This window comes from Burkholderia sp. BCC1999 (assembly GCF_905339975.1).
In the GTDB taxonomy this organism is placed as follows: domain Bacteria; phylum Pseudomonadota; class Gammaproteobacteria; order Burkholderiales; family Burkholderiaceae; genus Burkholderia.
In genome coordinates this window covers 159,323-171,040 of the sequence record NZ_CAJPHP010000002.1, presented here as the reverse complement: position 1 = coordinate 171,040, position 11,718 = coordinate 159,323, and the positions used below count along the sequence as shown (strand labels likewise).

Here is an 11,718-nt window from a genome sequence, read left to right as displayed (position 1 = left end):
CGGTCAGGCCGCGATCCACACGAAGCCGTCCTCGACCCGCGACGGATACGCGCTCACCGACTGCTCGGGCGCTTCCAGGCATTCGCCGGTGCGCAGGTCGAAGTGCTGCTTGTACAGCGGCGACGCGACGACGACGCGCTCGCCGAGGCTGCCGATCAGCCCGCGCGACATCACGGCCGCCTGCGATACCGGATCGACGTTGTCGATCGCGAACACGCCGCCTTCCTCGGCATGCGCGACGTGAAACACCGCGACCTGCTCGCCGTTGACGAGCGCGCACACGCCGGTGTTCGGCACGATGTCGTCGAGCGGGCACACACGGGTCCAGGACAGCGGAAGACGATCGTTCATGATGGGCTCCTTCGCAAAAAATGCGGGTGTCGGTCAGGGTCAGACGGTTGCGGGTTCGGTCACGGCTTGCGCCGCGCTTTCGGCGACGACGGGAATCGGCACGGGCTTGCCGCCCGCGCGTTCGCCGGGCGTCGCGGGGCGGATCTGGCCGCGCGTCTCGACGAATTCGATGGTCGTATCCGGCGCGTCGCTGTTCACGAAGTGGCGGAAGCGCTTGCGCGTGTCGGGATCGGTCACGGCCTTCTTCCATTCGCATTCGTAGGTGTCGACCACGTGCTGCATGTCGGCTTCGAGCTCGGCGCCGATCCCGAGCCGGTCGTGCACGACGACGTCGATCAGGTAGTCGAGGCCGCCTTCGAGGTTGTCGCGCCACACGCTCGTGCGCTGCAGCCGGTCGGCCGTACGCACGTAGAACATCAGGAAACGATCGATGTAGCGCATCAGCGTCGCGCGGTCGAGATCGGACGCGAGCAGTTCGGCGTGGCGCGGCTTCATCCCGCCGTTGCCGCACACGTACAGGTTCCAGCCTTTTTCGGTCGCGATGATCCCGACGTCCTTGCCCTGCGCTTCCGCACACTCGCGCGTGCAGCCGGACACGCCGAACTTGATCTTGTGCGGCGCGCGCAGCCCCTTGTAGCGATTCTCGAAGTCGATCGCGAGGCCGACCGAATCGTCGACGCCGTAACGGCACCAGGTCGAACCGACGCACGACTTCACGGTACGCAGCGCCTTGCCGTACGCGTGACCCGATTCGAAGCCGGCCGCGATCAGTTCCTCCCAGATCGACGGCAGCTGCTCGACGCGCGCGCCGAACAGGTCGACACGCTGGCCGCCGGTGATCTTCGTGTAGAGCCCGTACTTCTGCGCGACCTGGCCGACCGCGATCAGCCCTTCCGGCGTGACTTCGCCGCCCGGCATGCGCGGCACGACCGAGTACGTGCCGTCGCGCTGGATGTTCGCGAGGTAGTAGTCGTTCGAATCCTGCAGGCTCGCGTGTTCCTTCTTCAGCACGAACTCGTTGAAGCACGACGCGAGGATGCCCGCCACCGCCGGCTTGCACACGTCGCAGCCGAGGCCGTGGCCGTGCTTCGCGAGCAGTTCGTCGAACGTCGTGATGCGCTCGACGCGAATCAGGTGGAACAGCTCCTGGCGCGAATGCGGGAAGTGTTCGCACAGGTGGTTGTTGACCGCGAGACCCTGCTTCTTCATCTCGGCCTTCATGATCTGCGTGACGAGCGGCACGCAGCCGCCGCACGACGTGCCGGCGCCCGTGCACGTCTTCAGCGCGCCGAGGCTCGTCGCGCCGTCGGCGACGGCCGTGCAGATTTGCGACTTCGACACGTTGTTGCACGAGCAGATCTGGGCGCCGTCAGGCAGCGCGTCGACGCCGAGCGCCGGTTTCGCCACGCCGTCCGACGACGGCAGGATCAGGAATTCGGGCGACTCGGGCAGCTCGATGCGGTTCAGCATCATCTGCAGCAGCGTGCCGTATTCGGCCGCGTCGCCGACCATCACCGCGCCGTGCAGGAACTTGCCGCAGTCGGACACCACGAGCTTCTTGTAGACCTGGCGGCGCTCGTCCGCGTACTGGTAGGTGCGGCTGCCGGCCGTCGTGCCGTGCGCGTCGCCGATGCTCGCGACGTCGACGCCCATCAGCTTCAGCTTCGTGCTCATGTCGGCGCCCGCGAATGCAGCCGCGCCCGTGTCATCAGCGCAGCCTGCAAGCTGCTTCGCCACCACGCGCGCCATGTCGTAGCCGGGCGCGACCAGGCCGTACACCATGCCGTTCCACGCCGCGCATTCGCCGATCGCGTAGATGTCGGCATCGCTCGTGCGGCATGCGTCGTCGATCGCGACGCCACCGCGCGCGCCGGTGTCGAGCCCGCAAGCACGCGCCAGTTCGTCGCGGGCGCGGATGCCGGCCGAGAACACGATCATGTCGGCGTCCAGGTGCGTACCGTCGGCAAACGCCATCCGGTGCGCGCCTTCCTCGCCATCGACGATTTCCAGCGTGTTCTTGCCCGTATGCACGGTCACGCCGAGCGCCTCGATCTTCGCGCGCAGCATCCGGCCGCCGCCGTCGTCGACCTGCACGGCCATCAGCCGCGGAGCAAATTCGACGACGTGCGTGTCGAGCCCCATGTCGCGCAGCGCCTTCGCGCATTCAAGGCCCAGCAGCCCGCCGCCGATCACGACGCCGCGCTTCGCGTGCGCGCCGCACGCCTGCATCGCTTCGAGGTCCTCGATCGTCCGGTACACGAAGCAGCCTGCACGATCGCGCCCCGGCACCGGCGGCACGAACGGGCGCGAGCCCGTGGCGAGCACCAGCTTGTCGTACGCGAGCGTTTCGCCCGATGCGAGTGTGACCGTATGCGCGGCGCGGTCGATCGACGCGACCCGCGCGTTCAGGCGCAGGTCGAACTGCGGATGACGCTCGAAGAAGCCAGGTTCGACGAGCGACAGGTCGTCCGCCGACTTGCCCGCAAAGAACTCGGACAGGTGCACGCGATCGTAGGCCGGGCGCGGCTCCTCGCCGAGCACGGTGACCTGCAACACGCCCGCCGTGCCGGCTTCCGCCGCGACGCATTCGAGGAGCTTGTGGCCGACCATGCCGTGGCCGATGACGATGAGTTTCATGGTGACGGTTCCTTCGGTCGATCAGTTCGCGGCCGTGGCGGCGGCCAGCGCGCGGTCGCGCAGTTCGGCTTCGCGTGCCTTGTGCTCTTCGCTGAAGCGCACGGCCATCGCGCACAACGCGGTCGCCGTGACGGCGAGGCCGAGCAGGCTCAGCGTCTGCTGCACGTCGCCCACGCCCTTCAACAGGAAGGCCGCGGCGACCGCACCGACGTTGCCGCCCGCACCGACGATCCCCGCGACGCCGCCGAGCGCCTTGCGGTCGATGAACGGCACCAGCGCGTAGGTCGCGCCGCAGGCCATGTGCGTGAACAAGCCGAAGGTCAGCATCGCGACGAGCGCGACGCCGATGCTTTGCGCATGCGAAAACCAGATCAGCCCAAGCCCTTCGCCGACGATCAGCGCGCACAGCAGCGCCGCACGCACGTCGAGGCTGCGGCGCGCGGCGATCTTGTCGGACAGCCAGCCGCCGAGCGCTCGGGCGAACAGCGCGAGCAGCCCGAACAGGCCGACCGCGAAACCGGCGTCCTTCAGCGACAGGCTGAAGTGATCGACGTAGTACAGCGCGGCGATGTTGTGGATGAACACTTCGACACCGAAGCACGCGCCGTACGTGACGAACAGCATCCACACGCGATAGTTGGCGCATGCGGCAAAGAAGCTCGCCCAGCCGCCCTTCTTGCCGCTGTCGACCGTCACGCCTTCCTTGCGCAGCGCGAGGATGTCGCCTTGCGGGCAGTCCTGCGTGAAACGCCAGTACGCCCAGGCCATCACGAGCATCGCGACGCCCGGCACGACCAGCGCGATGCGCCACGATGAGTCCTCGCCGAAGCCGAGCATCAGGCCGGCGGCGACGAGCAGCGGCATCAGCGCCTGCGTCGCGCCGGCCCCTGCGTTGCCCCAGCCGGCCGTCGTCGCGTTCGCGGTGCCGACGACGTTCGGTGCGAACATCACCGACGTGTGGTACTGCGTGATCACGAAGCCCGCGCCGATCGCGCCGATGCCGAGCCGGCAGATCAGGAACGACAGGTAGTCGTGCGTGAACGACACGGCGAACACGGGAATCGCGCCGAGCAGCAGCAGGCCGACATACACGCGGCGCGGGCCGAAGCGGTCGCACAGCGGGCCGACGAGCAGCCGCACGGCAATCGTCGCGGCCACCGCGGCGATGTTGATGTTGGCGACCTGGGCCGCCGTCAGGTGGAATTCGCGTGCGATGAGCGGCATCAGCGGCGCGCACGCAAACCACGCGAAGAAGCACACGAAGAACGCCATCCACGTCATGTGGAACGCGCGCATCGGCGCGGTGCGGAAACTGAAGAGATCGATACGGGTAGCTTTGTCGGTCATGTCATCCGCCAAACGAAAAACGGCGTCCTGCGCACCCGGTCTCGTCGAGACCCGATGCGTAGGACGCCGTTGCCCATGAAGCCCGTTGCCGGGCGCGTCTAGTAATCGGTACTGCGGACGAATCGCCATTGATCCGCCCGAACCAGCTTACGCAAACGCCGTGCCATGTCGCCGCCGATCGGGCCCTCGGCCCCACCGCGCAAAGCTCGCCGGCCGATGTGCGGTGCACGACGACACCTGCCGCACGATGCGCGATGAGGCAGCAAGGCACAGATGTGGTGCGCTGCAGCACTGTCACCGTGCGACATCGCGGTGCGCACTGGCGGGGCACGATGCACGCCGATGCGGCGTTGCGGCTGCCCGCGCGCGGCGGCCGCCTGCACGTGGGCGCCCGTCGGTGCGCCCGTCACACGGTGCATCGCGCGCTGCGCGTGCCGGACCGTGCGCCGGTTGGCCCAGATATTGCTCGATCTCGTGCATCACACCGGCAACGGCGCCGGTGGGCAGTCCCCGCAAACCTTGCCCGCCCTTCACGGCGGGCCCGTCAGGACAACGGCGTCCCTCCGTGCGCGGCACGGCCGAATGCCGGTGCGTTTCGACCGCCCGCCGCCGCCGCGCAGACCACCCGTTATCGGCGCCGCACACACGCATGCGGCAATGGAACACGACATGACGACTGGCAAAGTCACACTGCTGGGCGCCGGCCCCGGCGACCCCGATCTCCTCACGCTGAAGGCCGTGAAGGCACTGGCCGCCGCCGACGTGCTGCTGCTCGACGATCTCGTCGCGCCCGGCATCGTCGAACTCGCGCCGCAGGCGCGTGTGATCCGTGTCGGCAAGCGCGGCGGCTGCCGCTCCGCGCCGCAGGCATTCATCGAAAAGCTGATGCGCCGCTACGCGCTGCGCGGCGCGCACGTGGTGCGCGTGAAAGGCGGCGACGCGCTGCTGTTCGGCCGCGCGGGCGAGGAACTCGCGACGCTGCGCGCCGCCGCGATTCCGGTCGAGATCGTCAACGGCATCTCGTCGGGATTCGCGGCAGCCGCGAGCCTCGGCATCTCGCTCACGCACCGCGAGCACTGCCAGGGCGTCACGTTCATCACCGCCCACCGCCAGGATCATGGCGAACCCGACTGGGCGCGGCTCGCGGCGACCGGCACCACGCTCGCGATCTACATGGGCATGAGCCGCGTCGACAGCATCGCGGCCGGCCTGCTCGCCGCGCTGCCTTCATCGACGCCGGCCGCCGCCGTGCAATGGGCCGGCACGCCCGACGAACGCCGCTGGACCGGCACGCTCGGCACGCTCGCGCACGGTATCGAGGCCGCGCAACTCGGCAGCCCGGCCGTGATTCTCGTCGGCGGGGCGATCGGCGAAGCCGCCGTGCAGGATGTGCCGGGAGCGGGCGCAGCGCGGGCCACGACCGAAACGGCTTTGTCCCGGGCCGCGTAGCATGCGCGACACCGCGCGGCACCGGCCGCCCACCTATCATGAAGACAGCGGCACCGTGCGCATCGGCCGCCGGGTCGCCGCGGACAGCACCCGCACCATGCACGCACGGGGCCGCCGCTCCCGATCCGCACATCGCGCCACGGTTTCGCCGCCGCCGTTCGCATCATGAGTACACCTGCTTCTCCCACCCGCCTGCGCGTGCTGCTCGTCACCGACACCGACAAGCCGATCGGCGAGCTCGGCGACGCACTCGCGCGCCTCGGCTACGAGATGCTGAACGACGTCGCGACACCCGCGCGCCTGCCGGCAGCCGTCGAGGAGCAGCGTCCCGACGTCGTGATCATCGATACCGATTCGCCGTCGCGCGACACGCTCGAACAGCTTGCGGTGATGCACGTGACCGCGCCGCGCCCCGTGCTGATGTTCAGCCACGACGCCGACCAGGAACTGATCCGTGCGGCGGTCGGCGCGGGCGTCAGCGCGTATCTCGTCGAAGGGCTGTCGGCCGAGCGTCTCGCCCCGATTCTCGAAGTCGCGCTCGCGCGCTTCTCGCACGACGATGCGCTGCGCCGCCGGCTGGCCGACGTCGAACGGGAACTCGCGGAGCGCAAACTGATCGACCGCGCGAAACGCGCGCTGATGGACCAGCGCAAGCTGTCCGAGCACGATGCCTATGCGGCGCTGCGCAAGCGCGCGATGGATCAGGGCCTGCGCATCGTCGACGTCGCGCGGCAACTGCTCGACGCCTCACCCCAGTCATGACTGCCATGGATACTTCCCCTCCCGCCGCGCCGGAACGCGCGCATCTTCGCCTCGGCTTCGTCGCGCTGAGCGATGCGGCCCCGCTGATCGTCGCGCAGCGCCTGAACCTCGGCGCGCGGCACGGCCTCACGCTCGAACCGAGCCGCCAGCCGTCCTGGGCTGCCGTGCGCGACAAGCTGCTGAGCGGCGAGCTCGACGCCGCGCATGCGCTGTACGGCCTCGTCAGCGGGCTGCAGCTCGGCATCGGCGGCCCGCAGGCCGACATGGCCGCGCTGATGGTGCTGAACCGCAACGGCCAGGCGATCACGTTGTCGCGCGGCCTGGCCGACGCCTATCGCGAAAGCGGCAGCGTGCGTGACGCGTTCGCGACGCTCGGCCGCAAGCCGCTGCTCGCACAGACGTTCCCGACCGGCACGCACGCGATGTGGCTGAACCATTGGCTCGCGTCGCACGGCGTCGATCCGCTGCGCGACGTGCGCAGCGTCGTGATCCCGCCGCCCGAGATGGTCGCCGCGCTCGCCAGCGGCGAACTCGACGGCTTCTGTTCCGGCGAGCCGTGGCACGCGGTGGCCGACGCGTGCGGCGCGGGCCGGACCGTCGCGGTCACGAGCGAGATCTGGCCCGATCATCCGGAGAAGGTGCTGGCCGCCCGGCGCGACTTCGTCGCGCTGTATCCGGCCACCGCGCGCGCGCTGATCCGTACGCTCGTCGATGCGTGTGCGTGGCTCGACAGCGCCGCGCACCGCCGCGAGGCGGCCGACTGGCTTGCATCGCCCGACGCGCTCGGCGTGCCGGCCCGGCTGATCGCGCCGCGCCTGCTCGGCGACTACGGCGCGGGGCCGTTCGCCGCACCGCCGCTGCCGATCCGCTTCCACGACGGCGGCGCCGTGAACCGGCCCGATCCACACGAAGGGCGCTGGTTCCTGTCCCAATACCGGCGCTGGGGGATGCTCGACGGCCCGCACGACGATGTGGCCATCGCCGCGGCAATCGCGCAGACCGCGTTGTATGATGCTGCGGTCGCCGAAGGCGGCGCATCGGGCCCGTCGCACGCGTAATGCGTGCCGCATGAAGCCGCGGGCGCGCGCTCGAGGGCCGCGCCACGCCGATCCGGGCCCACCCGGCGGCATCCGCACGCACCGCCCGGGCGACACTGCATGACCACTCCGTCCCCGATCCGAATCGATGCCGAAACGAACGCGCGCGCCGCTCGACGTGCTGCTCACCGAAATCCGTGCGTGCCGCGCCTGCGAAGCCGTCCTGCCGCTCGGCCCGCGCCCCGTCGTGCGCGCCCATCGTGATGCACGCATCCTGATCGTCGGGCAAGCGCCCGGCGCACGCGTCCATGCGAGCGGCATCCCGTGGGACGACGCGAGCGGCAAGCGGCTGCGCGGCTGGCTCGATGTCGACGCCGACACCTTCTACGACGAAACGCGCTTCGCGATCGTGCCGATGGGGTTCTGCTACCCGGGCCGCGGCGCGAGCGGCGACAACCCGCCGCGCCCCGAATGCGCGCCACTGTGGATCGACCGGCTGCTGGCCGAACTGCCGTCGATCCGCCTGACGCTGCTGATCGGCCAGTACGCGCAGCGGCATTTCCTGCGCGACACGCGCAAGGCGACGCTTACCGACACCGTGCACGCGTGGCACGACTACGGCCCGGGCGTGCTGCCGCTGCCGCACCCGTCGCCGCGCAATCAGGCGTGGTTCAAGCACCATCCGTGGTTCGACGCCGACGTCGTGCCCGAACTCCGCCGCCGGGTGGCCCCGCTGCTCGACCGATGAACGCAATCACCGGCGGCATCTCGATGCTTCGTGTCCCGCCTGAAGTTTCCGCATCACCTTCATGAATACCACCTCGACCGACCTCGACATCGACTTTGCCTGCACCGGATGCGGCGCATGCTGCCGCGACCTGCGCATTCCTCTAACGCTCGACGAAGCGATCGCGTGGCTGCAGCGCGGCGGCCACGTGGAATTGCTGTGCGACGCCATGCCGTGGCCCGTCGAACCCGAGCCTGGCGACGCGTTCGCTGCGTACAAGCGCGCGCGTTCGACGCCCGCGATGAGCGGTTCGCTGCCCGTGCGGATCACGGCCGTGCTCACCGCGTCCCATGCCGGCCCGTGTCCGAACCTGCGCGACGACCTGCGCTGCGGGATCTACGACGAGCGCCCGCTCGTGTGCCGGATCTATCCGGCCGAAGTCAATCCGTTCGTGCCGCTGATGCCCGGCGGCAAGCAATGCCCGCCCGACGCCTGGCAGCACGCACCGCTCATCCGTGGCGGCATGCTCGTCGACGCAGCGACGCGCGAAAACATCGCACGCTCGCGCACGGCGAGCGAGGCCGAGACGCCGTTGCGCGCGCGGCTGTGCGCGGCGCTGGGCATCGACACGGCGGCCGTCGCCAATGAAGGATTCGTGGTCCATGCGCCGCCCGCCGCCACCTTGCTTGCCGCATTGACGGACCTGCACGCCCTGTCACCCGCGGCCGGCGGCGATGCGACCGAATGGAAGCTGGTGTCGAACCGCGCGCCCACGGTGGAAACGCTCGTGTCGGTCGGGGCATCGAGCGCGCTTGCCGGCGATGGCGCGGGCCCGCACGCACGCTATCTCGGCTTCCATCCGGACGCCTGATCGCCACGCCGCCACGCCGCGGCGTGCCCGCACGTTCCGGCCGCGCCCGGCTCGCTGTACCATCGCGGCTCAACCGCGTCACCAACAGCAGAATCCTTCATGCCCTCCACCGCCCCGCCGCGCCTGTACGGGATGCCCGAACGCAGCGACCGGCTCGACTTCTACATCCGCGACCAGGCGTCGCGCCAGGCGATCACCGAACCGCACCGGCACGCGTATTTCCAGATCCAGTTCAACCTCGGCGGCGACACCGAGCAGCGGATCGGCGGCGTCACGCGGCCGTTTCCGCGCGGCGCGCTCGCGTTCGTGCTGCCGCACCGCGAACACCTGATCCCGCATCCGGAAGGCGCGCATTTCATCGTGATCAACTTCAGCCAGGCGTTCCTGCGCGCCGATCTCGACGTCGATCCGCTCGATCTCGAGGACGTGCCCGCGCACCGCTTCCCCGAACTGACACCGTTCCGCTTCCAGGAACATCTCGACTTCATCCTGACCGGCGACACGTACGAGGAAGCACGCCGCCTCGCGCTGTGCATGCTCGACACCGATCGCGTGCGCACGTTCGGCTCGACCACGTTGCTGCGCGGCTACCTGCTGCAGCTGATCGGGCTCGTCTGCACGCAGTACGCGGGCGCGCTCGACAAGCTCGCGCAGCGCGGCGCCCAGCGCGCGGGCCGGCGCGATGCGCTCGCGCGCGTGCTGCGGCACGTCCGCGCGAACCTGACCCGCGAGGACCTGACGCTCGCCGCGACCGCCGAGGCCGCGTTCCTGTCGCCGAACTACCTTGCACACCTGGTCCGCAAGGAAACCGGCAGCACGTTCACCGATCTCGTGACCGAGCGCCGGATCGCGCTCGCGCAATCGCTGCTGGCCCACACGAGCCGCCGCATCGCGGACATCGCGCGCTCGGTCGGCTTCCGCGACGAAGGGTATTTCGCCCGGCGCTTCCGTGCGCGCGTCGGCGTGTCGCCGAAGGCGTACCGCGACGCGAACGCCGCGCTGCCGGACAGCGACGACACACCGCCGGCCGCCGACGCGTAGTTTTGTCCCGGTAAAACGCAGTTGCGTCGCATCCGGCCGTACGCACGTCGGGTATCGTTGCACGCATGCCGGCTCGTGCGCCGCACGGGCGCCGGCATCCGTCTTCCCACCGAACGAGGCCATCCGATGTCCGCTTATGTCATCGACGCTGCCGAGCGTCCTTCCGTCGAAGTCGAACAGTCGTCCGCGCGCTTTCCCGTGCGCCGCGTATTCTGCGTCGGCCGCAACTACGCCGACCACGCCCGCGAAATGGGCGCCGATCCCGACCGCGAACCGCCGTTCTTCTTCACGAAGCCGGCCGACGCGATCGTTCCGGCCAGCGGCACCGTCGCCTATCCGCCGCTGACGAACGACCTCCATCATGAAATCGAGCTGGTGGTCGCCATCGGCAAGGACGGCCGGTCGATCGACCCGGCCGACGCGCTGTCGCACGTATGGGGCTATGGCGTCGGCGTCGACCTCACGCGCCGCGACCTGCAGGCCGAAGCGAAGAAACTGAGCCGTCCGTGGGACTGGGCGAAGGGTTTCGACGCGTCGGGCCCCGTGACCGCACTGCGCGCGGCGTCGGCCACCGGGCACCCGGCGACGGGCCGCATCTGGCTCGCGGTGAACGGCGACACGCGCCAGCAAGGCGACCTGGCCGACATGATCTGGGCCGTGCCCGACGTCATCGCATACGTGTCGCGCTCGGTCGAGCTGAAGGCCGGCGACCTGATCTTCACCGGCACGCCGGCCGGCGTCGGCGCGCTGCAGCCGGGCGACCGCGTGACGGGCGGCGTCGACGGCGTCTCGACGTTCGAATTCGTGGTGGGCGCGAAGCCGTAATGCAGCATGCACGGCGGCCGCCCGTCCAGGCCGCCGTGCGGTATCCCGATGCCGGTCAGCCGAAACGGCGCAGGAATGCGTCGGCGACGGCCGGTGGATTCAGTGTTTTCGCCGATGCGTTTTCCAGCGCCCTGGCTGTGTCGTCGTCGCTGATCGACACGAACAGCGTGATGGCCGCCCGTTCGTCGCCCGCGCCGAACAGGCCCTCGCGGTCGAGCAGCCGTAATGCCTCGATCATGTCGGCCTGCAGTTGCCGTGAGAATTCCGCGAATCGCGACGGGATGAACTGCGGACTCAGCACTTCGTCCGCGAGCCTGCCGCAGATCGCGTTGAACGGCGAAGCCTCCGCCGCCTCGTACGCCCATTCGGCCGAACCCCATGTGTACCATGGCGCCGGATCGTCGTCCGCGATCGCCCGTTGCGCGCGGATCCGGCGCAGCGCTTCGATCGAATTGGCGGCCGGCACCACCGTCATCGCGCCGCTGTCCGTATAAAGCGCGAACGCGTAGAAATGCTCGTCCGGGTGCAATGCCCGCAGCGCCTTGAAGGTCGCCCTCGCGGCATCGGCAATGTCCCGCTGGAAATCTGAAAAATCGCTCATCGCATCCTCGTCCAGTCCCCCGTCGCGCGCGTCGGGGAAGACGGCTCGCGGCGGGTGCGTCGTCTCCCGG

General features: G+C 69.7%; 11 protein-coding genes. 7 read left to right on the top strand and 4 right to left on the bottom strand.

Features of this window, described 5'->3' with window-relative positions; all coding sequences use genetic code 11:
- Positions 1 to 3: 3 nt before the first annotated feature.
- The 3 genes from nirD to U5809_RS03630 are packed head-to-tail and all read right to left on the bottom strand — an operon-like array spanning position 4 to position 4,335.
- The gene (gene nirD, locus U5809_RS03640) at positions 4 to 351 is read right to left on the bottom strand and encodes a nitrite reductase small subunit NirD (RefSeq protein ID WP_011354949.1); all 348 of its coding nucleotides are present in this window, start codon (positions 349 to 351) and stop codon (positions 4 to 6) included.
- 39 nt (positions 352 to 390) lie between these two features.
- Positions 391 to 2,988 (bottom strand): nitrite reductase large subunit NirB, encoded by a 2,598-nt coding sequence (gene nirB, locus U5809_RS03635; protein WP_322085561.1) that lies wholly within the window; start codon positions 2,986 to 2,988, stop codon positions 391 to 393.
- A gap of 21 nt (positions 2,989 to 3,009) precedes the next feature.
- Positions 3,010 to 4,335: an MFS transporter gene (locus tag U5809_RS03630; RefSeq protein WP_322085560.1), complete on the bottom strand. Its 1,326-nt coding sequence runs from the start codon at positions 4,333 to 4,335 to the stop codon at positions 3,010 to 3,012.
- Positions 4,336 to 5,004: 669 nt separating this feature from the next.
- On the opposite strand from U5809_RS03630, the gene cobA reads away from it, so the two are divergent.
- The 7 genes from cobA (at position 5,005) to U5809_RS03595 (ending at position 11,047) form a co-directional block, all read left to right on the top strand.
- Positions 5,005 to 5,784: a uroporphyrinogen-III C-methyltransferase gene (cobA, locus tag U5809_RS03625; protein WP_322085559.1), complete on the top strand. Its 780-nt coding sequence runs from the start codon at positions 5,005 to 5,007 to the stop codon at positions 5,782 to 5,784.
- Positions 5,785 to 5,949: 165 nt separating this feature from the next.
- Positions 5,950 to 6,546: an ANTAR domain-containing response regulator gene (locus tag U5809_RS03620; RefSeq protein ID WP_282509408.1), complete on the top strand. Its 597-nt coding sequence runs from the start codon at positions 5,950 to 5,952 to the stop codon at positions 6,544 to 6,546.
- A 5-nt stretch (positions 6,547 to 6,551) separates the two neighbouring features.
- A complete protein-coding gene (locus tag U5809_RS03615; RefSeq protein ID WP_322085558.1) occupies positions 6,552 to 7,604 on the top strand; it encodes a CmpA/NrtA family ABC transporter substrate-binding protein in 1,053 nt (350 codons plus the stop codon).
- Between the two features lie 127 nt (positions 7,605 to 7,731).
- On the top strand, positions 7,732 to 8,331 hold the full coding sequence (locus U5809_RS03610; protein WP_322085557.1) for a uracil-DNA glycosylase family protein: 600 nt from the start codon (positions 7,732 to 7,734) through the stop codon (positions 8,329 to 8,331).
- 61 nt (positions 8,332 to 8,392) lie between these two features.
- On the top strand, positions 8,393 to 9,181 hold the full coding sequence (locus U5809_RS03605; protein WP_322085556.1) for a YkgJ family cysteine cluster protein: 789 nt from the start codon (positions 8,393 to 8,395) through the stop codon (positions 9,179 to 9,181).
- Positions 9,182 to 9,280: 99 nt separating this feature from the next.
- Positions 9,281 to 10,222, top strand: a complete 942-nt coding sequence (locus tag U5809_RS03600; RefSeq protein ID WP_322085555.1) for a helix-turn-helix transcriptional regulator — start codon at positions 9,281 to 9,283, stop codon at positions 10,220 to 10,222.
- A 126-nt stretch (positions 10,223 to 10,348) separates the two neighbouring features.
- On the top strand, positions 10,349 to 11,047 hold the full coding sequence (locus U5809_RS03595; protein ID WP_282509398.1) for a fumarylacetoacetate hydrolase family protein: 699 nt from the start codon (positions 10,349 to 10,351) through the stop codon (positions 11,045 to 11,047).
- 55 nt (positions 11,048 to 11,102) lie between these two features.
- On the opposite strand, the gene U5809_RS03590 is transcribed toward U5809_RS03595, so the two are convergent.
- Positions 11,103 to 11,648 (bottom strand): DUF4303 domain-containing protein, encoded by a 546-nt coding sequence (locus tag U5809_RS03590; RefSeq protein ID WP_322085554.1) that lies wholly within the window; start codon positions 11,646 to 11,648, stop codon positions 11,103 to 11,105.
- Positions 11,649 to 11,718: the final 70 nt, after the last annotated feature.